Source organism: Oceanicaulis alexandrii DSM 11625 (genome assembly GCF_000420265.1).
In the GTDB taxonomy this organism is placed as follows: domain Bacteria; phylum Pseudomonadota; class Alphaproteobacteria; order Caulobacterales; family Maricaulaceae; genus Oceanicaulis; species Oceanicaulis alexandrii.
This window is the reverse complement of sequence record NZ_ATUP01000001.1, coordinates 1,508,389-1,530,010: the sequence shown is the minus strand read 5'-3', so window position 1 is coordinate 1,530,010 and position 21,622 is coordinate 1,508,389. Positions and strand designations below refer to the sequence as shown.

The 21,622-nt window shown below is 63.3% G+C and carries 15 protein-coding genes; 8 read left to right on the top strand and 7 right to left on the bottom strand.

Annotation, left to right across the window (positions count from 1 at the left end):
* The first annotated feature begins 13 nt into the window (after positions 1–13).
* The 4 genes from G405_RS0107530 to G405_RS15340 all read left to right on the top strand — a co-directional run bounded on the left by G405_RS0107530 (position 14) and on the right by G405_RS15340 (position 6,211).
* Positions 14–2,830: a [protein-PII] uridylyltransferase gene (locus G405_RS0107530; protein WP_022700906.1), complete on the top strand. Its 2,817-nt coding sequence runs from the start codon at positions 14–16 to the stop codon at positions 2,828–2,830.
* 3 nt (positions 2,831–2,833) lie between these two features.
* Positions 2,834–4,444: a murein biosynthesis integral membrane protein MurJ gene (gene murJ / locus G405_RS0107525; RefSeq protein WP_022700905.1), complete on the top strand. Its 1,611-nt coding sequence runs from the start codon at positions 2,834–2,836 to the stop codon at positions 4,442–4,444.
* A 64-nt stretch (positions 4,445–4,508) separates the two neighbouring features.
* Positions 4,509–5,552, top strand: coding sequence for a tryptophan--tRNA ligase (trpS, locus tag G405_RS0107520; protein WP_022700904.1), 1,044 nt, complete (start codon positions 4,509–4,511; stop codon positions 5,550–5,552).
* 107 nt (positions 5,553–5,659) lie between these two features.
* Positions 5,660–6,211 carry a copper chaperone PCu(A)C gene (locus tag G405_RS15340; RefSeq protein WP_022700903.1) on the top strand — a complete coding sequence of 184 codons (552 nt, stop codon included), beginning with the start codon at positions 5,660–5,662 and terminating at the stop codon, positions 6,209–6,211.
* A 77-nt stretch (positions 6,212–6,288) separates the two neighbouring features.
* Here G405_RS15340 and lepA read toward each other — a convergent pair whose 3' ends face one another.
* Complete coding sequence (lepA, locus tag G405_RS0107510) at positions 6,289–8,097, bottom strand: translation elongation factor 4 (RefSeq protein WP_022700902.1); 1,809 nt, start codon at positions 8,095–8,097, stop codon at positions 6,289–6,291.
* Positions 8,098–8,260: 163 nt separating this feature from the next.
* Between lepA and G405_RS0107505 the strand changes: the two genes are divergently transcribed.
* Positions 8,261–8,893 carry a DUF1134 domain-containing protein gene (locus tag G405_RS0107505; protein ID WP_028284628.1) on the top strand — a complete coding sequence of 211 codons (633 nt, stop codon included), beginning with the start codon at positions 8,261–8,263 and terminating at the stop codon, positions 8,891–8,893.
* Positions 8,894–8,996: 103 nt separating this feature from the next.
* On the top strand, positions 8,997–10,331 hold the full coding sequence (locus G405_RS0107500) for a hypothetical protein (protein WP_022700900.1): 1,335 nt from the start codon (positions 8,997–8,999) through the stop codon (positions 10,329–10,331).
* Between the two features lie 28 nt (positions 10,332–10,359).
* On the opposite strand, the gene ftsY is transcribed toward G405_RS0107500, so the two are convergent.
* The 3 genes from ftsY to dapF all read right to left on the bottom strand — a co-directional run bounded on the left by ftsY (position 10,360) and on the right by dapF (position 13,859).
* The gene (gene ftsY / locus G405_RS0107495) at positions 10,360–11,673 is read right to left on the bottom strand and encodes a signal recognition particle-docking protein FtsY (protein ID WP_022700899.1); all 1,314 of its coding nucleotides are present in this window, start codon (positions 11,671–11,673) and stop codon (positions 10,360–10,362) included.
* Positions 11,670–12,983, bottom strand: coding sequence for a tRNA (N(6)-L-threonylcarbamoyladenosine(37)-C(2))-methylthiotransferase MtaB (gene mtaB / locus G405_RS0107490; RefSeq protein WP_051143339.1), 1,314 nt, complete (start codon positions 12,981–12,983; stop codon positions 11,670–11,672). The genes ftsY and mtaB overlap by 4 nt, the downstream gene beginning before the upstream one ends.
* A 69-nt stretch (positions 12,984–13,052) precedes the next feature.
* Entirely contained in the window at positions 13,053–13,859 is an 807-nt protein-coding gene (gene dapF, locus G405_RS0107485; protein WP_022700897.1) for a diaminopimelate epimerase, read from the bottom strand.
* Between the two features lie 136 nt (positions 13,860–13,995).
* On the opposite strand from dapF, the gene G405_RS0107480 reads away from it, so the two are divergent.
* Positions 13,996–16,212 carry a prolyl oligopeptidase family serine peptidase gene (locus tag G405_RS0107480; protein WP_022700896.1) on the top strand — a complete coding sequence of 739 codons (2,217 nt, stop codon included), beginning with the start codon at positions 13,996–13,998 and terminating at the stop codon, positions 16,210–16,212.
* 165 nt (positions 16,213–16,377) lie between these two features.
* Complete coding sequence (locus G405_RS0107470) at positions 16,378–17,466, top strand: hypothetical protein (protein WP_022700894.1); 1,089 nt, start codon at positions 16,378–16,380, stop codon at positions 17,464–17,466.
* A 71-nt stretch (positions 17,467–17,537) separates the two neighbouring features.
* On the opposite strand, the gene pheT is transcribed toward G405_RS0107470, so the two are convergent.
* The 3 genes from pheT to pheS are packed head-to-tail and all read right to left on the bottom strand — an operon-like array spanning position 17,538 to position 21,604.
* The gene (pheT, locus tag G405_RS0107465) at positions 17,538–19,928 is read right to left on the bottom strand and encodes a phenylalanine--tRNA ligase subunit beta (RefSeq protein ID WP_022700893.1); all 2,391 of its coding nucleotides are present in this window, start codon (positions 19,926–19,928) and stop codon (positions 17,538–17,540) included.
* A gap of 25 nt (positions 19,929–19,953) precedes the next feature.
* The gene (locus G405_RS0107460; RefSeq protein ID WP_022700892.1) at positions 19,954–20,511 is read right to left on the bottom strand and encodes a hypothetical protein; all 558 of its coding nucleotides are present in this window, start codon (positions 20,509–20,511) and stop codon (positions 19,954–19,956) included.
* A gap of 10 nt (positions 20,512–20,521) precedes the next feature.
* Positions 20,522–21,604 (bottom strand): phenylalanine--tRNA ligase subunit alpha, encoded by a 1,083-nt coding sequence (gene pheS / locus G405_RS0107455; protein ID WP_022700891.1) that lies wholly within the window; start codon positions 21,602–21,604, stop codon positions 20,522–20,524.
* Between the last annotated feature and the right edge of the window lie 18 nt (positions 21,605–21,622).

Genomic DNA, 21,622 nt, shown 5'->3' with positions numbered 1-21,622 from the left:
TAGAATCAACGCCATGAGACCCACAACCCTCCCCGCCAGTCTTGATGGGCTGCGCTTGCGCGCCGAGCTGTCCGCCGCCACCCGCGACGGCTGGGACAAGCCCGCCAATCGCCAGCTGGCGATGAGCCGACTCAAACGCTATCTCGAGAAAGGCCGGGCCCTGGCCCAGACGCGCCTCAATGGCGCGGAAGGCGGGCTGGAGGCGGCGCGCACCTGGTCGGGCGTGATGAACGCGGCCCTACGCGCTCTGTTTGATTCCATCACCTCTGATTACACCGACGATCCGCTGGACGGCCTCGCCCTGTGTGCGCTGGGCGGCTATGGCGCGGGCGAATTGGCGCCGCAATCTGACATCGACCTGGTATTTCTGACCTCGAGCACCCCGCCGGACTTCGCTCAGGCGATTATCGAGCAAACCCAGTATGCGATCTGGGATAGCGGCCTGCAAATCGGCGGCGGCGCGGTACGTACGCTGGATGAAGCCATCGCGCTCGCTCAAGACGATCTGTCAGAACGCACGGCTTTGCTCGATCTGCGATCGATCTCCGGCGATATCCGCCTGGTGCGCCAGATGCATACGCGCTTTGATGAAGACATACGCATCAAGAACGACGCCGAATTCGCCGCCGCCAAGCTGGCTGAACGCGATGAGCGCGTGGATCGACAGGGCGACAGCCGCTATGCGGTCGAGCCCAATATCAAGGACGGCAAGGGCGCGCTGCGCGACTTGCAGACCCTGCGCTGGCTCGCGCAAATCCTCTATGGCGACGATGCGCTGGAACGCTGGGTGGTGGCCGGCCTGTTCTCCATCGACGATGTGAAACGCTATCTCAGCGCGGCGGATTTCTTCTGGACCCTACGCTTTCACCTGCACACCCTGGCCGGCCGCAAGGATGACCGGCTTACCTTTGACCTGCAGCCTGAAATCGCCCGCCGCATGGGGTTCGAGGACACCGACGACCAGCTGGGCGTGGAAGCCTTCATGCGCAGCTATTTCCTCAAGGCGATCGATGTGGGGGCGCTGACCCGACTGGTCTGCGCCAAGCTGGAAGCCGAAGAGCTCAAAGACCCGCCCGGCGGGCGCTTCCTGCCCGCGGACGGCAGCGCGAACGAAACCGAGCTGGCTGAACGCGGCTTCACCTTGCATGCCGGGCGGCTCGATTTCGCGGATCCGCAAGCGCCAGAAACCGATCCGGTGATGATGCTGCGCCTGTTTGAAAAGGCCGCCGCGCGTCATCTGGATCTGCACCCTGACGCCGTCGCCGCCATCAGTCGCGGCCTGCGCCAGATTGATGACCGGTTTCGAACGGATCCGCGCGCCGCGCGCAGCTTTTTTGCTGTGCTGTTGGATGCTGACGATCCGCGCATCATCCTGCGCGCTATGACCGAGGCGGGGCTGCTGGGCGCGTATATCCCTGAGTTCGGCGACATTGTCGCTCGCACCCAGTTCAACATGTATCACCGCTTCACGGTGGACGAGCACACACTGAACGCGCTGGGGCTGTTACGGCTTCTCGAACAGGGCAAGCTCAACGCCGACCATCCGCTGGCCAGCAAGCTGGCGCCGGAAATCCTGCATCGCCGGGCGCTTCATCTGGCCGTGCTGCTGCACGACACCGGCAAGGGCAAGGGCGATCAATGCGTTGAGGGCGGCGAGAACGCCCGCCAGGTCTGTCCGCGTCTGGGGCTCGATGATCACGAGACCGATCTCGTCGCCTGGCTGATCGAGAACCATCTGGAAATGAGCGACGTCGCCCAGCGCCGCGATCTCTCCGATCCACGCACCGTGCTCGATTTCGCCGAGAAGGTCGGCACCATGGACCGGTTGAACCTTCTGACGATCCTGACAGTGGTGGATATTCGCGCGGTGGGCCCGGGCGTGTGGAATGGCTGGAAGGCCCAGCTGCTGCGCGATCTGTATCAGGCCACCGCCGCTGTGCTCAAGGGCGGAGACCGGCGCGACGAGGCCGAGGCTCGCGCCCGCCTCGCCGAGCGCGCCGCGCTGGCCCGCAATCATTTCCACGAAGCGCTGTCGCGCATCGATCCGGAGTTCACCCGCATCTGGACCGAAGTGCTCGATCATTCCTACTGGCTGGCCTTTGGCGAGGATGACCGTTTCCGTCACGCCGCCTTCGCCCGCGCCGCCTTTGAACGCGGCCAGGCGACCAGCGTCGGCGTACGCACCGACAAGCGCCGCTCGGCCACCGAAGTCATGGTGCTGACGCCAGACAGGCATGGTCTCTTTGCCGACATTGCCGGGGCCCTGTCGCGCGAAGGCGCCAATGTTGTCGGCGCGCAAGTGACCACCACCTCGGACGGACGCGCCTTTGACGTCTTCTACGTGCAGGAGCAGGGCGGCAAGCCGTTTGGCTGGTCAGACAGCTATATCCAGGACCGTTTGCGCGACAGCGTCCAGCACGCAGCCGAGCACGGTCTGTCCGGCGATGACGCCCGGCCCATGCTCAAACCCCTGCGACGCCGCGAAGCCGCCTTCACCGTGACGCCCTCGGTCAATCTTGATCTTGAGGCGTCCGATGACGCGCTAGTGATCGAGGCGACGGGACGCGACCGGCCGGGCCTTCTTCATGCGCTGGCCAAAACCCTGTCTGACATCGGATTGTCGCTGGAGGCGGCGCGCATTGACGGCTATGGAGAACGCGCCGTCGACACCTTCTACGTCACCGAAAAAGGCGGCAAACCCTCTGGCGACGCCCGGCTTGTGGGCATCAAGGTGCAATTGATGAACGTTCTCTCCGACGCTGAAGACGCCGTCGCCGTGCACCGCGCCAAACAGGGCCTGGTCGCCACTCCCGCCAGCGCAGGACGCTAGCGGATGCGGTTATTGCGCTCCTCTGCTGTTGTGGGTGGGTTCACACTGCTGAGCCGGTTTTTCGGCGTAGCGCGGGACATCCTTCTCGCTGCGCGTCTGGGCGCCGGCCCATTAACGGACGCCTTTTTCGTCGCCCTGACATTCCCGAACCTCTTTCGCAGGATCTTCGCCGAAGGCGCGTTCAACTCCGCCTTCATCCCGCTCTACGCCCGACGGCTAGAGGGCGAGGGCGCCGAGGAAGCGGACCGGTTCGCCAGTGAAGTCTTGTCAGTCCTGACGCTATCAGTGCTGGGCATCGTCATCATCGCGCAAATCCTAATGCCCTGGCTGATGTACCTTCTGGGGCCGGGTTTCATCAGTGATCCAGGTCTGTTCGGTTTTGCCGTGCTGATGACCCAGATCACCATGCCGTACCTGTTGTGCATGTCGATGGCGGCGATGATTTCCGGCGCTTTGAACACCCATGCCCGGTTCGCCACTGCGGCGGCGGCGCCCATCCTTCTCAACGTCGTTCTGATCTCGATCCTTCTGGCCGCGCCAGGCGAGCGTAATGATCTGGCGCTATATCTAGCCGCAGGCGTCACAGTGTCAGGCGTGTTACAGACCGCATGGCTCTATTGGGCCGCACGGCGAGCAGGGATCAGGCTGGCGTTTAAGGCGCCGCGCCTGACTTCGGGGGTCAAACGCCTGATTGTGCTGGGCGTCCCAGGCGCAGCGGCGGCGGGGGTAACCCATATCAACCAGCTGGTGTCGGGCTCCATTGCGACGCTTCAGGAAGGCGCGCGGTCCTGGATCTATTATGCTGAGCGCTTGTATCAGTTGCCATTGGGCGTAATCGGCATCGCGATGGGCGTTGCACTATTGCCCGCCCTGTCCAAACGCTTGCGGGCGGGCGACGATAGCGGCGCCATGGGCGGTCAGAATCGAGCGATCGAAATTTCCATGGCGCTGACCCTGCCCGCCGCAGCCGCTCTTATGGTGATCCCGGACGCCGTGGTGGCAGGCCTTTTCCAGCGCGGGGCGTTTGAAGCCTCCGACACAGATCGCACAGCGCTGGCGCTTGCGATCTATGCTGCAGGACTGCCAGCCTTTGTGCTGATCAAGGTCTTTTCACCGGGCTTTTTCGCGCGCGAAGACACATTGACGCCGATGAAGTTCGCCGCCGCCTCGATGGCCCTGAACATGATCGCCGGCATCGCCTTGTTTTTTGGACCTCTGGGATATGCGGGTCTGGCCCTCGCCACCACTCTGGCGGGCTGGCTGAACGCTGGGCTTTTGGGCGTCACGCTGATCCGGCGGCGGCAATTCACACCAGACACCCGGCTCATGCACCGCCTGCCCCGCATCCTGTTCGCCTGCCTGTTGATGATGGGGGCGCTGTGGGCGCTCGTTGCATTCGGGGAGGCGCCAATTCTCGCCGCGATGCAAACCCTGCTTCCTACAACGCTGATCGCCTTGGTCTGGATGGGACTCCTGGTTCTCTGCGGTCTTGCGGTGTTTGGCGTCAGCACCTTGGCGCTGGGCGGGTTGAGACCTCAGGAATTGTTAGGCGCGCTTAAACGGGACCCGGCTCCCTCCATCAAGGATCAGGCCGAAGACGGCGCCGACGCTTGAGGCCCGGCCCCTCGCCCTTTAAGACACAGCCTCCCTTATTCTCCATTCTTTAGCGGAAACTCCCATGACTGACGCGACGCCCGTCTATTCCGGCCCCGAACGCATTCTGTCCGGCATGCAGCCCACTGGCCGCCTGCATCTGGGCAATTATCTGGGCGCGCTGAAGAACTGGGTGCCCATGCAGGACAGCGGCAAGGAATGCTTTTTCTGCGCCGTGGACATGCACGCCATGACGATCGAGTACGATCCCGCCGTACTGCCCGACCGGGTGCGCGGCGTGGCGGCCGCCTATATCGCCGCAGGCGTCGACCCCAAGCGCAGCGCGATTTTCGCGCAGTCCGCCGTGCCTCAGCACGCCGAGCTCAACTGGGTCCTGCAATGCGTGGCCCGCATGGGCTGGATGGAACGCATGACCCAGTTCAAGGACAAGGCAGGCTCCGGCAAGGACGCCGAACGCGCCAGCGTCGGCCTGTTCACCTATCCCGTAATGATGGCGGCGGACATTCTGGTCTACAAGACAACCCATGTCCCTGTCGGCGAAGACCAGAAACAGCATCTGGAGCTGTCGCGCGACATCGCAGCCCGCTTCAACCGCGACTTTGGCGGCGGCCAGATCATCCTGCCTCTGCCAGAACCGGTCATCATGCCGACGGGCGCCCGGATCATGTCGCTCAAGGACGGCACGAAGAAAATGTCCAAGTCCGATCCCAGCGATAACGCCCGGATCAACCTGCATGACGATGCGGACACGATCGCGCGCAAGATCAAGAAGGCCAAGACTGATCCCGAGCCCCTGCCTGAAACCGCAGAGGGCCTTGATGATCGCCCGGAAGCGAAGAACCTTGTGGGGCTTTACGCCGCGCTGACCGGCAAATCGGTAGCGGACGTTCTGGCAGAGTTCGGCGGCGAAGGCTTCGGGACTTTCAAACCCAAGCTCGCCGAGGCGGCGGTGGAGTATATCTCCCCCGTCAGCGAGGAATATGCGCGCCTGCTTGATGACAAAGCCGAAATCGACGCGGTGCTGAAAGACGGCGCCGAGCGCGCTCGCGCCGCGGCCCAGCCGGTCATGGCGGAAGTGAAGAAACTGATCGGCTATTGGGGCGCGTAAACGCCGCAGGCTGCGCGCTTGCGCGAATGCGCGCCACGCGCCAAATCTGAATACGACCGGTTTCGGGCGGCGCCATTGGCGTCGCCCGTCTCATATGGAGAGATGACATGCTCAAACGCGCCCTCTACGCCCTCGCCCCCTTAAGCGTTCTCAGCCTCGCCGCCTGCTCGCCGGCGGAAGACGCCCCCGCCAGTGCTGAGCCCGCCGACTACGCCGTGATCGAAGGCTGGGTGCGCGCGCCTCTGGGCGGACGAGACGTCACCGCAGGCTTCGTCACCCTCACCGCTGGCGCGCCGGGCGGTCAGCTGGTGAGCGCGACGACCGAGGAAGCGGACGCCATCGAGCTGCACACCATGGCCATGGATGGCGCAGTGATGCGCATGCGCCATGTGGACGCCATCGACATCCCGGCGGGCGGCGCAGCGAGCCTTGCGCCCGGCGGCGACCATCTTATGATATTCGGCGTGAACCCGGCTGAGCTCGAGGATGGCGAGATGACCCTGACGCTGGAATTCGCCGACGGCGAAACCCTCGCCGTCACCCTCCCCGTCCGCGACACCGCCCCCGAGCTTGATCCCGACATGGGCGCGATGAGCCATGAGGGTCATGAAATGGCCGATGACGGTGAAACCGAGGCGTCAGAGGGTGACGGTCAGTAGCGACGATATCATGCGCTGAATGCAAAAAGCCCCGGCCATCGGCCGGGGCTTTTTCGTGTCGTCAGAGCGCTTGAGGCTTAATCGTCGTCCATTTTCAGCGCAGCGATAAAGGCTTCCTGCGGGATTTCGACATTGCCGTACTGGCGCATCTTCTTCTTGCCGGCCTTTTGCTTGTCCAGAAGCTTGCGTTTCCGGGTGGCGTCGCCGCCATAGCATTTGGCGGTCACGTCCTTGCGCATGGCCGACAGGGTTTCGCGCGCGATCACGCGGCCGCCGATGGCGGCCTGGATCGGGATCTTGAACATGTGCCGCGGGATCAGCTCCTTGAGCTTCTCGCACATGGCGCGGCCGCGCATGTCGGCGCGCGAGCGGTGCACGATCATCGACAGGGCGTCCACCGGCTCTTCATTCACGAGGATCGACATTTTCACGAGGTCTTCCTCGCGATGCTCGATGAACTGGTAGTCAAAGCTGGCGTATCCCTTGGAGACCGATTTCAGCCGGTCATAGAAGTCAAACACCACCTCGTTGAGCGGCAGCTCATAGACCAGCATGGCGCGCGAACCAGCATAGGTCAGCTCCAGCTGGATGCCGCGCCGGTCCTGACACAGCTTGAGCACGCCGCCGAGATATTCGTCCGGCACCAGGATCGTCGCCTTGATCCAGGGCTCAGAAATGCTGTCGATCTTCACCGGATCGGGCATGTCGGCGGGATTGTGCATATCCAGCTCGGACCCGTCGGTCATCTTGATCTTGTAGACCACCGACGGCGCGGTGGTGATGAGATCCACATTGTATTCGCGCTCGAGCCGCTCGCGAATGACCTCAAGGTGAAGAAGCCCCAGGAAGCCGCAGCGGAAGCCAAAGCCCAGCGCGGCGGAGGTCTCCATCTCATAGCTGAAGGACGCGTCGTTGAGCGCCAGCCTCTCAACAGCGTCGCGCAGGTCTTCAAAATCGGCCGCATCCACCGGGAACAGGCCGCAGAACACCACCGGCACCGCCGGCTCAAAGCCCGGCAGCATGGAATCCGTGGGACGTTTTTCCTCCGTGATGGTGTCGCCGACGCGCGCATCGCGCACCTGCTTGATCGAGGCGTTCAGGAAGCCGATCTCGCCCGGGCCGAGCGTATCGCGGTTTTCCTTGGCGGGGGTGAACACGCCCACCCCGTCCACGCCATAGCTGGCCTCAGCGCCCATCAGGCGCACGCGCATGCCCTTTTTCAGCGTGCCTTCGATGATCCGCACCAGACAGATGACGCCCAGATAGGGGTCATACCAGCTGTCCACCAGCAGCGCCTTCAGGGGCGCGGTCGGATCGCCGGCCTTTGGCGCGGGCAGGCGGGTGACGATGGCTTCCAGCACATCCTCGATCCCAAGGCCGGTCTTCGCGGAAATCTCGATGGCGTCGGACGCGTCAATGCCGATCACATCCTCGATCTGGGCTTTCACCCGCTCAGGCTCGGCGGCGGGAAGGTCGATCTTGTTGAGGACCGGCACGATCTCGAGATCGACATCGATGGCGGCGTAGACGTTCGCCAACGTCTGGGCCTCAACGCCCTGGGCGGCGTCCACCACCAGAAGCGCGCCCTCGCAGGCGTACAGCGAGCGGCTGACTTCATAGGCGAAGTCCACGTGGCCGGGCGTGTCGATCAGGTTCAGCGCGTAGGTCTGGCCATCCTTGGCGGTATAGCTCAGACGCACGGTCTGCGCCTTGATGGTGATGCCGCGTTCGCGCTCGAGCTCCATATTGTCGAGCACCTGTTCCTTCATCTCGCGGTTGGTCAAACCGCCAGTGTGCTGGATCAGGCGATCGGCCAGGGTGGATTTACCGTGGTCGATGTGCGCAACGATGGAGAAATTTCGGATCAGGGACGGATCTGTGCTCATGCCGCGGGAGTTAGCACTGGCAAGCCTCTGCGCCAAGCTTATTGGCAGTGAAGCCCGCCTTTGGGGCGGGTGTTTACGCAGTGTTTACCCTTTCGCCTCACCGAGGCCCTAATTGACGTTCAGCGTCCGGCGCATCAAACCGGTCAGACAAGGCAGGCGCACCATGATCACACGATCCATCCTTTCCATGATCACGACCACCGCCCTGACGCTGGCGCTCGGCGCCTGTGCGAGCACGGGCGGTGCGCAACCCGCCACCCGTGCGGACGACCCTGATTACGGTCAGCCGAGCGAGTACCAGTCCAATATCGACACCTATTCGCGTGAAGAGCTGGTGGAAGTCACGGCCGACTTCTTTGGCGTCACAGCCGAAGCCGCCGCCTCCGCACTGGAACGCGTCTTCTCGGATCTGGGACGTCCCGTCGGCTATATCGCCGGCGAGGAGGTCTCCGGCGCGGCGGGCATCGGACTGCGCTATGGCGAGGGCTATCTGAGCCTGAAAGGCAGCCCCGACCAGCAAAAGGTCTACTGGCAGGGCCCCAGCATCGGGTTCGACGCCGGGGGCAACGCCAGCCGGGTCTTCACTCTGGTCTATCGCCTCAACGACACCGACCGGCTCTATCAGCGCTTTCCCGGCGTGGAAGGCTCGGCCTATTTCGTGGCGGGTCTGGGCGTGAATTATCAACGCGCCGACGGCATCACCCTGGCGCCGATCCGGTCCGGCGTCGGCCTGCGCGCGGGGGCCAATGTGGGCTATCTGGCCTATTCGCGTCAGCGCAACTGGATCCCGTTCTAAGGGTAAATGCGGATTAACCAATCCTCGCATCCGTCATGAATTGCGGCTAGACTCCCCACGAGCCTCAGCTTTCAGAACCGGGGTTCAGAGGGGGGCCTCGAACATGGACGGATTGATGACTGTCACAGGGTTTGCCGCCGGGCTGGCGGCGGGATTGTTTCTGGCGCTGTTGGTGTTTGGCTTGCGCCGCTACGCCTCCCGGCTGGGCGCAGGGCTCTTGCGCGGCCTCTCCTTTCCTTTCCGTCTGTTGCTGCGGCTCGTGGGACTCGGCCGAAAGGCGAGCCCGAACACCGCCAGTGAAATGGGGCCCGGCGCCTGGGCGGCGGCGGTATCAGGCCACAAGACCCTGCTGGAAGGCGCGCTGGGCGAGGATTTCGACCATGAAGAGAGCTTCATTTCGCGTCAGGGCCTGATCTTCAAATGGATGATGGTGCGCGTGGGCTTCATGCGCATGCCCGAAGAGATGACCGACGCGCTGGCGAAAGACTATGCCGAGCTCGCCGACCGCTTCCTGGGCGCTCCGGTGCCGATCGCGTCGGATCCGCGCGCCCTGTTCGAAGACGTGGAAGGCGCGGTGATCGCAGGCCAGTTCGCCGATAGCGAACATGGCCTTCTCTATATGCTAAATGAGACCCGCAAGCTGATGAACGCCAATGTACGGCGTTTGTCGATCTGGCTGTCCTCCATCCTGACCCTGGTATTGGTCGCGAACATTGTGCTGAACGCTGTGGGCGTAGTGGATGCGTTCGGCCCGCTGCATGGCGATCTGTTCGGAGAGAACACCGCCGGCGCGCTCAATTCGCTGATGTTCGGGGCGGGGTCCTGCGTGCTGGCGGCGCTGGTGATGTGGGCGCTCTATTACACCGAATACTCCCCCTATCAGCGCAACACAGCGCGCGAAATGGCGAATTTCCTGACCCGATATTGCGCGCGATTGAACGATCATTACCGCACCGCCATCGGTCGGGCGAAGTCCGTCACCGTCGGCGAAGAGCGCGATTCCAAACAGCTCTCCGCCGAGGCGCGCCTGTGGACGCTGAATATCAACTGGATCGCCCTGCGCGTGTTCTTCATCGAGAGCTATGTGCGCAATGTGGTGTTCCAGATCACGAGAAACTCGAGCTATTACCTGCTCTTCGTGCCGGCGGCCTTCATCCTGGCGGTGACGGCGCTGTTCGGACTCGCCGCGGCGCTCGACCTGTTCAACCCCTTCGCCACCATTGTCGCGCTGGGCTGGGTCTTTCCGGTGCTCTTCATCCTGATCGCCATGCTCTACGCCTTCTTCCTCAGCAACTCGATGAAGGCGCTCGAAGAGATCGATCAGGGCGAGTGGATCAGCTTTCACACCCTCAAGCTCAACCAGGTGCTGGGCGAGGTCGTCGGCAAATACGCCGAGGATGTGGGCTATTGGAAGAACCGCGTCGGCGGGGGTCTTTAGTGTCTCCGGCCCAGGACCATGAAGCCCGCTAGGCTTCAAGCCCCGCCAGGGCCCGCGCGAACTCTTTCGCCTTGAAGGCCTGCAAATCCGCCTCGCCTTCGCCCACGCCGATAAAGTGAATGGGCAATTTGAAGCGTTCGGCGACCTGCACCAAAGCGCCGCCTTTGGCGGTGCCGTCAAGCTTGGTCATGATGACGCCGGTGACGTGGGAGGCTTCCATGAAGGCCTCGGCCTGAGAGATGGCGTTCGAGCCCACGGTGCCGTCGAGCACCAGCAGCACATGATGCGGGGCGGTTTCGTCCATCTTCTTGATGACCCGGACGATCTTGCGCAGCTCGTCCATCAGCTCGGCCTTGTTCTGAAGACGGCCTGCCGTGTCGATCAGCACCGCGTCCGCCTGATCGGTCCGGCCTTGCTGGATGGCGTCATAGGCGAGGCCGGCCGCATCCGCGCCCAGATCGCGCGACATGAAGGTCGCGCCAGCGCGGTCTGACCAGACCTGAAGCTGTTCGACCGCCGCGGCGCGGAACGTGTCGCCCGCCGCCGTGATCACACCCGCGCCTTCACGCGTCATCTTCACCGCGATCTTGCCAAGCGTCGTGGTCTTGCCTGAGCCGTTGACGCCGACGAACAGCACCACGCGCGGGGCGTCTCCGGTCATGTCGAGCGGCTGCTCATAGGGTTGAAGCGTTTCAGCGACCACGTCTGCGAGCGCTTCGCGGATCTCGATGTCAGAGACATCCTTGTCAAACCGGTCCTTCGCCAGGCGATCAATCACCTTGGCCGCCGTCGCTGCGCCAATATCGGCTGCGATCAGCAATTCTTCCAGCTCATCCAGCGCCGCCTGATCGAGCTTGCGCTGGGTGAACATCGCGCTGAGACCATCGCTGAGACGCGAAGAGGATTTTTTCAGGCCCGCCGCGAGCCGTGCGAAAAAGCCCTTCTTCTCCTCTTCCGGCGCCGGCTGAGGCTCAGGTGCTGGCGGCGCTTCTTCCGTCACCGGGTCAACAGTCTCAGGCTGCGCCAGTGTTTCCGCCAGATCCTCGATCCCGCTCGCCTGGGCTGGGGTTTCAGCGATGTCTTCCGGGCTCGGGGCATTGTCATCAATGACGGCCTCGGCGCGCGCTTCCAACACATCATCTGCATCCGCGGAAGCGGGCGCCGGCTCGGCGGGACGCGCTTCATCCAGGGCTTCTGGCGCCGCGTCGACCGCCGCAATGACCGGGGCTTCAGCAGGCGCTTCGGGTTCAGCCGCAGGCTCTGGCGCATCAAGCGCCGGAACCTCGGACGGGGCCTCGTCCTTTTGTTTTTTCTTGCCGAAACCGAATTTGAACCAGCTCACAGGGCAGCCTCCAGCGGGGTTGCGGTCAGGGCTTTCTCGTCATGGCCCGTAATCATCGCGCGGACGAGCGCTCCGGGCCGTGCCGAGGACTCCATACGCACGGGCGTGAAGTCATCGGCGCGGGCGAAGCCGGGCTTTTCCACCAGCACCGTCATCTCCTGCCCAACGCGCGAGGCGAGATGGCGTTGCAGCGCCTCGTGTGATTTCGCGCGCAGGCGAGCGGCGCGCTCTTTAACAACCTCGCGGTCCACCTGCGGCATGCGCGCGGCGGGCGTGCCGGGACGAGGCGAGTAGGGGAAGACATGGACAAAGGCGAGATCGCACTCATCCACCAGCCGAAGCGAGTTTTCAAACATCTCCTCGGTCTCGGTGGGGAAGCCCGCGATGAGATCCGCGCCAAACGCAATGTCCGGGCGCACGGCGCGCAGGCGCTTTGCGAGGGCGATCGCGTCATCGCGGGAATGGCGGCGCTTCATGCGTTTGAGGATCATGTCATCGCCCGCTTGAAGCGAGAGGTGCATATAGGGGCAGAGCCGGTCTTCCTCGGCGATGGCGCGGAACAGGTCTTCGTCGATCTCGATGGCATCGATCGAGGACAGGCGCAGGCGCTGCAAGTCAGGGACCTGCTTGAGGATGGCGCGCACCAGACGGCCCAGCTTGGGCGTCCCCGGCAAGTCTTGGCCCCAGCTCGTCATATCGACGCCGGTCAGAACCACTTCGGAATGACCTGTTTCCACCAGGCGTTTGACCTGTTCGACCACCTCGCCCGCCGGGGCGGAGCGGGCATTGCCGCGGCCATAGGGAATGATGCAGAAAGTGCAGCGGTGATCGCAGCCTGTCTGCACCTGCACATAGGCGCGGGCGCGACCGTCAAGGCCATCCACAAGATGATTGGCGATCTCGCTGACCGCCATGATGTCATCGACCTTCACCTTGTCGCCGCCTGCAATGACGGTGGATTTGAAGGTTTCCGGACGCAGCTTTTCAGCATTGCCAAGCACCTGATCCACCTCAGCCATTTTAGCGAACTGCTCGGGGTCGATCTGGGCGGCGCAGCCGGTGACGATCATCTTCGCGTCGGGCCGCTCGCGCTTCATCCGGCGAATGGTCTGGCGCGCCTGACGCACGGCTTCGTTAGTCACCGCGCAGGTATTGATGATCACAGCGTCAGACAGGCCGCCCGCACGCGCATGATCGCGCATCACCTCTGACTCCCAGGCGTTCAGCCGGCAGCCAAAAGTGACGATCTCCACATCGCGCCCCTCTGAGGCCTCATGGGACGGGGCAGGGTTTTCCACAGGTGTGCTCATTGGCGCGCAAAGTGGGGTTGAGACGGGTTTGGGTCAAGCGGGGAAGGGAGTCTGCAAGGCGGCTATGCGTCAAACGCCGCGCAAATCCAGCTCACGCTCCAGCACAACCGGGCCGGACAGGTGCACATGGCCCTCGCTGTCCCAGCGCACAGGCAGCTTGCCGCCATCGGCCTCGATCACCGCTTCACGATCCACCAAGCCCTGACGATGAAGCGCGACCAACGCCGCGCCAGCGCCCGTCCCGCAGGCGAGCGTCAGGCCCGCGCCGCGTTCGAACACTTTCAGGCGGACATCATCACGGTCGCGCACCTGAGCGAAACCCGTATTCACCCGCTCCGGAAACAGCGGATCATGCTCGATCGTCGGCCCGATCTCGGTGATGGGCAGGCTCTCGAGATCGTCCACCGGGAACACCACATGGGGATTGCCCATGGAAACCGCCCCCGGACCCTCCAACCGTCCGCCGCCGGGCAGATTGACGCCGAAATCGAGCCGCACCGTATCCATGGGCAGCGAGAGCGGGATCTGACGCCAGTCAAGCCGGGCCGAGCCCAGATCGACCTCGGCCGCGCCCGATAGCAAACGCTGCGCCCGCATGGGTCCGCCCGCTGAGGTGAAACTTAGATGAGGCTTCGCGCCATCTTCAAACAATAACCAGGCCGCCGCCCGCGTGCCGTTGCCGCAGGCGCCCACCTCGCCGCCATCGCTGTTCCAGACCCTGAGGTCGGCGTCAGCCTCTGATGACGGATCGAGGACAATCAACTGGTCAAAGGCATGCACGCCCAGCATCGCGGCGATATCTTTGGCGCTAAAAGCGGACGCGCCGGTTTCGTCGCGGCGATCCAGCACGATAAAGGCGTTTCCCGCCCCGTTCATGGCATAAGCTCTCATATCGGCAGCGATACGCTCATGAGGCTCAGGCCGCAAGATAAACGGCCTGTAATACAGTATCACTTTGACCCGAAGGCCAACGCCCTGTTGAATGCGCGCAGTCGCTCAACAAGGGGAGAGCATGATGCGCCGCTGGGGTTATCACCTGTCCGCCGCCGCCGCCGTTCTGGCGCTCGCGGCCTGTTCGCCGTCCGAAGAAACCAACATGACTGATACTGAGGAGTCCGGCGTGACAGACACCGCCGATCTGCCCGGCGCGCAGCTGAACGCCGCCATCCAGGCGGAAACCGAAAGCCTTGAATGGCTCGAAGACGTTGAAGGCGAACGCGCCCTCGCCTTCGCAACCGAGATGAACGAGCAATCGCTCGACCGCCTCACCTCTGATCCGCGCTATGACACGCTCTACAATCAGGCGCTTGAAGTGCTGCAATCCACCGACCGCATTCCCTATGTGGGCGTGCGTAATGGCGAGCTGTGGAATTTCTGGCAGGACGCCGACCACGTCAAAGGCCTGTGGCGCAAGACCAGCGTCGAGAGCTACGCCACAGATAATCCTGAATGGGATGTGGTGCTCGATCTCGACGCGCTGGGCGAAGCCGAAGGCCATAACTGGGTCTGGCGCGGCGCCGATTGCCTGGCGCCCGATTACACGCGCTGCATGATCACCCTGTCAGATGGCGGGTCAGACGCCGCGGTTCGCCGTGAATTCAACATGGAGACCCGCGAGTTCATCGAAGACGGCTTCGTCATTGATGAAACCAAGGGCTCGACCGCCTGGATTGACGCAGACACGCTTCTGATCGCCACGGCGCTCGATCCGGCTGAAGCCACGCAATCAGGCTATCCCTTCGTGGTGAAGCGCTGGAGCCGCGGCACGCCGATCGAAGAGGCGCAAGTGGTCATCTCCGGCGCCGAGGACAATGTGGGCGTCTGGCCCGCCCGTTTCGAACAGGCGGACGGCACGGCCTACATGATGGCCATCCAGGCCGCGAGCTTCTTTGAAAGCATCTATTATTACCTGCCTGACGGCGCAACTGGCGAGCCGGTGCAAATGCCGCTGCCGCGCAAATCGAGCCCGCAAACCCTGTTTGACGGTCAGCTGGTCTTCTCCATCGAAGAAGACTGGACACCGGTTGAGGGCGGCGAGACCTACCCCACCGGCTCGATCCTCAGCTTTGACATGGGCGAATTTGTCGAGACCGGCGAGCTTCCGGCGGTCGAGGTGGTGTTCACCCCCAATGAGCGTCAGTCCATTGATGGCGTCGCTACCACGGCGAACCATCTGTTGATGGTGATCAATGACAATGTGGTGGGCGGTCTGGAAGCCTTCACACGCTCTGACAGCGGCTGGACCAGCGAAAGCGTCGAGACGCCGGAGAACGCCTCGATCTCCATCGTCACCGCCGATGATCATTCCGGTCTGGCCTATGTGAATGTGGAAGGCTTCCTGGAGCCTGAAGCGCTTTACCGCCTGTCCGCCGATCTGCAACTGGACCCGGCCAAAGCGGCGCCGTCCTGGTTTGACGCCGAAGGCCTTGTGGTCGAACAGCGTCAGGCGGAGAGCACGGACGGCACGATGATCCCGTACTTCATCGTTCGCGCGGAAGACGCCGAAGGCCCGCAGCCCACGCTGCTCTACGCTTATGGCGGCTTCCAGGTCAGCCTGACCCCGTCCTATTCGGGCACCCGTGGCCGGATGTGGCTCGAGAACGGCGGCACTTATGTGCTGGCGAACATCCGCGGCGGCGGCGAATTCGGCCCGGCCTGGCACCAGGCCGGTCTGCGCACCAACCGTCAGCGCATCTATGATGACTTGATCGCGGTCGCCGAAGACCTGATTGATGACGGCGTGACCACGTCTGATCATCTCGCGGTTCAGGGCGGCTCCAATGGCGGGCTGCTGACCGGCGTGATGTACACCCAGCGTCCCGATCTGTGGGGCGCGGTGATCAGCCAGGTGCCGCTTCTGGACATGCTGCGCTTCCACACGCTGCTGGCCGGCGCCAGCTGGCAGGACGAGTACGGCTTCCCCGATGAGAACGCCGAAGAGCGCGCCTTCCTGCGCTCGATCTCGCCCTTCCACAATGTGGAGACCGGCGTCGACTATCCGCCCATGTTCCTTCTGACCTCCACCAAGGATGACCGGGTGCATCCCGGTCATGCTCGTAAACTGGCCTATCTTCTCAATGAGATGGATCAGGATGTCCTCTATTATGAGAACATGGAGGGCGGTCACTCCGCCGCCGCCAACCTTCAGGAAAGCGCGCGCCGACTGGCCCTCGAATACACCTTCCTGATGGAAGAGCTGATGGATGAAGACGCCGAGAGCGAAGGCTAGACCGCGCCTTTGCATCGCCGATCAGAAAAGCCCTGAAGCATCTGCTTCAGGGCTTTTTTGGGCCCAGCCATTAAGATTTCAGAAAGCACCATCCCCTGTCAGGGGAACCTTTGAAACGCAAAAACTGTATGCTGCTCAGTGAACTCAGCTGTGCAGAGGTGCGCCATGGTCGCTGACATTGCAGGCGGTGCGGGATATCTCGCTGATTTATATCGAACCCCGCCCCGTGAATCCGAGCCCGCCCTGATCAACACGACCAGCGCACGCGATGCGGCTGCAGTCCCGCCCGTGGAGCGATCCGCATCCGATCAGAACCGCGCTGGCGACGACCGTCAGACTCGTTCCGCCGCCGCCGAGGGCTTCGGCCAGGCGGTGGGTGACCGACTGGACGCCTCCACCAACGCCGCGCTGCTGCAAGCCCAGGAAGCGCGCGTGCAGACCCGATCGGAACCGGATCAGCCTGATACGGCCTCCCCGCGCCAGACGACGACCGAGGTTTCGGTTGAAAGCCGTGAAGTGACGGCGCAAGCCGCCCCTGAGCGCAGCCCGCAGACAGACTCCCTCGCCGCGACACTGACCTCAGCCCGAGAAGCGGAAACCGCTGAGCGCCAGGCGCGTGCCGCAGAAGCCCGGAACGCCGATGAAGCCCGCGACACACGCCGTGTAGAGACGCAAACCGTTGAAACTCGGACCGTGACCGAAGACACGCGACCGCAGGACACTCAGGCGCAAGCCGCCAGACCCGTCGAGGCTGAGCCGCGCCCATCCCGTACCGATATAGCGCCCGCTCAGAACGACGCGACCCAGGCTGGCTTGAACCCGGCGGCGCGGGCGTCAGACGCGATCAATCCCACGACAGCAGCGCTGGAGCAGTCGAGCGCCGTGAACCGCGCTGATCCGCGTAACGCCGCCGCTGAGACAGCGGGTGATTCCGCTGAGGCCGATACGGACGGCAGCGCATCAGGACTGGGTTCAGCTCGCCCTGACAGCGATACGGTCAATGACGCCGAAGCGGAAGTGACGACTCCCAACACCCAGTTTGAAACCCGTTTCGCGCGCGCCGACAGCGGGCTCTCCACGCGCGATGACGGCATCAGCCGCAGTGACCCCAACCCCACAACCGCCGACCGGCTGAATGACGTCGCGCCCGATCCCCAGCGCGCCCGGCCGGTCAACCAGCCCCTCGATAACAATCTGGACGGCGCAGTAACCCCGCAGGAGATCGCCAGAGGCGGCCTCAATCTGACGGTCTAACGCTTTGATCTATGGGCAGGGCGGCAAGAACGCCCCGGAGACCTCAAGCCTCCGGGGCGTTTGTCTTGTCTTCAACCACGCAAGCTCGCGCCGGCCTTTTGGGCGTTGGCGATGATCTTGGCGCTGATCGCCTCGATCTCTTTATCGGTCAGGGTCTTGTCGCTCGGCTGGATGGTCACTTCCAGCGCCAGCGAAACCTGGCCTTCAGGCACCCCTTGGCCGGAATACACGTCAAACAGCGCCACATCGGTGATCAGCTGCTTCTCGGCGCCCTTCACGGCCTTGATCAGCTCCGCGGCTGGCGCCGACGCCTCCATCAGGAAAGCGAAGTCACGCTTCACGGCCATCAGGTCTGAAAGTTCCAGCGCCGGGCGCGCCTTCAGAGCTTTTTTCTTGGCGGACGGGATGGCGTTGAGGAACACCTCAAACGCCAGCACCCGGCCATCCACATCCAGCGCCTTGAGCGTTTTGGGGTGAATTTCACCAAACTCCGCCAGCACTTTCGGCCCCAGACGCAGCACGCCAGAGCGGCCGGGGTGCCAGTGGTCGCGCGCATCCGCGGTCACCTGCAGCTTCTCGACCGGGGCGCCGGCTGCTTCGAGCGCCGCCAGGGCGTCCGCCTTGATGTCAAAGACATCAGGCGCACCCTCACCGCGCCAGTCGCGCGCAGCGACCACGCGGCGCACGCCAGACACCACGGTGTCCTGACCGGTCGGGCTGTCATTGAGATAGATCGGGCCGGCTTCAAAATAGCGTGCGTCGTCAAAGCCGCGATCCGCGCTTTTCTGAACGCTGGTCAGAAGATGGATGAGCGCTGAGGGGCGCATGACATCCAGTTCCGAGCTGATCGGATTTTCCAGAACAAGCCCGTCTCCCACGCCTCCGAACAGATCAGCTTGATCAGTGCGGCAGAAGGACCAGGTGATCGCTTCGCGATAGCCGCGGTTCGCCGCCGCCCGGCGCGCCGCGCGCACGCGGTTTTGTAGCTCGGTGGCCGGCGCCTCGAACCGCTCGCCCTCAGGGCGACGGAAGGAGACGACCGGCAGATTGTCATAGCCGGCGATGCGCGCCACATCCTCGATCAGGTCGGCCTGATGCGAACAATCCCGACGCCAGCTCGGCACGCTGACCGTCCAGCGCTCGCCGCGGGTCACGCCAAAGCCCAAGGACACCAGGATCGCTTCGATGCTGTCTTCAGAGAGCTCAAGGCCCAGCAGACGCTTGATGCGGGAGGGATCAAACGCGATGTCGTCCGGGCGCGCGGGAGCCTCGCCCGCGACAGTGACCTCAGAGGCGTCGCCGCCGCCATATTCAAGGATCAGCGCTGTAGCCAGCTCAATGCCGTCCACAGGGCTTTCAGGGTCCACGCCGCGCTCGAACCGGTATTTGGCGTCAGATTCAATCCCCAGCGCGCGCGCGGACTTGCGGATGATCGCCGGGTCAAACCAGGCGCTCTCGATGAAGACGTCGGTCGTCTCCGCCGAGCAGCCCGAATACTGGCCGCCCATAATGCCGCCCAGACCCAGCGCCCGCGCGTCATCGGCGATCACGCAATCGATCTCAGAGGGGGTGTAGGTCTTCTCATCCAGCGCCACATGCTGGTCCGCCTCGCCCCGGCCCTTACGGGCGTAGAGCACCGGGCCAATCTTTGCGAGATCATAGACATGCAGCGGCCGCGCATAATCAAACGAAACATAATTCGTCACATCGACCAGCAGGTTCTTCGGCGTGATGCCAATGGCGCTGAGGCGTTTTTGCATCCACTCGGGCGACGGACCGTTTTTCACGCCCTTGATCACCCGGCCCGCAAAAATCGGGCAGGCTTCAGGCCAGTCGAGCTTCACTGTGACCGGACAGGGATAATTGCCCGGAATTTTCTTGACCGAACCCGTCTTCAGCGTGCCGGCGCCCGCCGCGGCCAGATCACGCGCAATGCCGTATACGCCCAGCCAGTCGGGGCGGTTGGGGGTGACTTCAAAATCGATGACCGGATCATTGACGCCCAGCGCCTCGGCGGCGGGGGTGCCGACGGGCCAATCACCCTCCAGGTCGGCGATTCCATCATGATCCTCGCCCGCCTCGATCTCCTTGGTCGAGCACATCATGCCATAGCTCTCAACACCGCGGATCTTGCGCGGTTTCTTGTCGAGGCTGAAATCAAGGCCGGGGATGTAAGCGCCCAGCGGCGCGTAGATGGCGGTCATGCCTGCGCGCGCATTGGGCGCGCCGCAGACGATCTGTTTCTCGCCGTCCTTGGTCTCCACCGTGCAAATGCGCAGCTTGTCCGCATCAGGGTGCGGTTGAGCGTCCTTCACATAGGCGGTGGAGAACGCCTCAAGCTTGGCGGCGGGATTTTCGATCTCTTCGATCTCCAGACCCGCCATGGTCATCGCCTCGTCCAGCTGGTCGAGGGTCAGATCGGTGTCCAGATGCTCTTTGAGCCAGGAATAGGTGAATTTCATCGGTCAGGTCCAAAGGGTCGGAGAATTAGAGTTGGCTGACGCCACTGGCAGGGCAGGCGTCCACAGATTCAGGTTTCGGGTTGGCGGACCCGCTGGTATGCGCGATCCAGCACTCGTCCAGAACCGAGCAATAGCACACGTCCACGCTGTAATTGCTGGCGAGGTCGTACATCATCTCGACCGCGTCATCGTCTTCAGAGCGCGGCGCCTGGAAGGCGAAGACCTCCACCGTATCGCCCGCGCCGATAATGCGCCCGGTGACGCTGGTGGCGGAGCGACCGATATGGCCGGGGAACAATTCTGACAGCGCCTCAAGATCAGGCACAAGCGCGTCCTGATAATAGACGGAGATGGAATCGATCCGTGCGGGCCCCACGCCTGCGTTCTGGATGTTCAGCCCCTGCACGATGTCAGCGTCCCGCTGGGTGGAAAATCCATCCACCTGCAGAGCGGGCCACACCGAGGCGCGGATTTCCTGGCGCATGACCCGGCCCTGATCCCACGCCACAAACAGTGCAATGAGCGCCGCAAGAGCGGCGGCCAGCGTTCCGAAGGCCTGAAGATAATCAGAGTTGAGCCGCATCGTCTGTGTCCTAGCTCAGCCCGGTTGCGAGGTTCGCCTGCAGGAGCGGACTGAAGCCATAATGGCTCAGCCAGCGGGTGTCAGGCTCGAAGAAGGGCCGCAGATCGGGCATGCCGTATTTGAGCATGGCGAGACGGTCCACGCCCATGCCGAAGGCGAAGCCCTGATACTCGTCCGGGTCCAGACCACAAGACTTGATCACATTGGGGTGGACCATGCCGCAGCCCAGGATCTCCATCCATTTGTCGCCCGAGCCCACTTTCACCGCATCGCCCACGCGCTCATAGCGCACGTCCATCTCCGCGCTCGGCTCGGTGAAGGGGAAATGGTGGGGGCGGAAGCGCGCCTCGACTTTGTCGGTCTCAAAGAAGGCTGCGACGAAATCCATCAGGCAGCCCTTGAGGTGGCCCATATGGGTTTCCTTGTCGATGACGAGGCCCTCGACCTGGTGAAACATCGGCGTATGGGTCTGGTCCCAGTCACAGCGATAGACCCGACCCGGCGCGATGATGCGGATCGGCGGCTTAGACTTGAGCATGGTGCGGATCTGCACCGGGCTCGTATGGGTGCGCAGGACTTTCGGCGTCTCACCCTCGGCCGCCTGCATGAAGAAGGTGTCATGGGTGTCGCGCGCGGGGTGATCCTCGGGGAAGTTCAGAGCCGTAAAGTTATGAAAGTCGTCTTCCACGTCGGGGCCTTCAGCCACCGCAAAGCCCATATCGGCGAAGATCACCGCCAACTCTTCCATAACCTGCGCCACCGGGTGCAGCGAACCTTGCGCCTCGCGCTTCACAGGGCGGGTGACATCCACCGTCTCGCTGGCCAAAGCCGCGTTCATGGCCGCGTCCTCCAAAGTGGTCTTGCGGCTCTCCAGCAGCGTGTTGAGACGGTCTTTCAGACCGTTGAGCGCCGGGCCCATGACCTGACGCTCATCGGGGCTCATCTTGCCCAGTTCGCGCATTTTCAGGGAGACTTCGCCCTTCTTGCCGAGCGCGCCGACGCGCAGCGCATCAAGCGCGGCGAGATCCTGGGCGGCTTCAATGTCGGCGGACAGGCGCGCTTCAAGCGCATCAAGATCGGAAGAGGCGGTCATTAGTCACTCCGGGGATCG

Bases quoted from the DNA above. Each gene is read 5' to 3' on its own strand.
- G405_RS0107460 (WP_022700892.1), bottom strand. From the start codon at position 20,511: ATGCGGCTCAACTCTGATTATCTTCAGGCCTTCGGAACGCTGGCCGCC.
- murJ (WP_022700905.1), top strand. From the start codon at position 2,834: ATGCGGTTATTGCGCTCCTCTGCTGTTGTGGGTGGGTTCACACTGCTG.
- G405_RS15340 (WP_022700903.1), top strand. From the start codon at position 5,660: ATGCTCAAACGCGCCCTCTACGCCCTCGCCCCCTTAAGCGTTCTCAGC.
- pheT (WP_022700893.1), bottom strand. From the start codon at position 19,928: ATGAAATTCACCTATTCCTGGCTCAAAGAGCATCTGGACACCGATCTG.
- dapF (WP_022700897.1), bottom strand. From the start codon at position 13,859: ATGAACGGGGCGGGAAACGCCTTTATCGTGCTGGATCGCCGCGACGAA.
- G405_RS0107500 (WP_022700900.1), top strand. From the start codon at position 8,997: ATGGACGGATTGATGACTGTCACAGGGTTTGCCGCCGGGCTGGCGGCG.
- G405_RS0107505 (WP_028284628.1), top strand. From the start codon at position 8,261: ATGATCACACGATCCATCCTTTCCATGATCACGACCACCGCCCTGACG.
- lepA (WP_022700902.1), bottom strand. From the start codon at position 8,097: ATGAGCACAGATCCGTCCCTGATCCGAAATTTCTCCATCGTTGCGCAC.
- G405_RS0107530 (WP_022700906.1), top strand. From the start codon at position 14: ATGAGACCCACAACCCTCCCCGCCAGTCTTGATGGGCTGCGCTTGCGC.
- G405_RS0107480 (WP_022700896.1), top strand. From the start codon at position 13,996: ATGATGCGCCGCTGGGGTTATCACCTGTCCGCCGCCGCCGCCGTTCTG.
- mtaB (WP_051143339.1), bottom strand. From the start codon at position 12,983: ATGAGCACACCTGTGGAAAACCCTGCCCCGTCCCATGAGGCCTCAGAG.
- trpS (WP_022700904.1), top strand. From the start codon at position 4,509: ATGACTGACGCGACGCCCGTCTATTCCGGCCCCGAACGCATTCTGTCC.
- pheS (WP_022700891.1), bottom strand. From the start codon at position 21,604: ATGACCGCCTCTTCCGATCTTGATGCGCTTGAAGCGCGCCTGTCCGCC.
- G405_RS0107470 (WP_022700894.1), top strand. From the start codon at position 16,378: ATGGTCGCTGACATTGCAGGCGGTGCGGGATATCTCGCTGATTTATAT.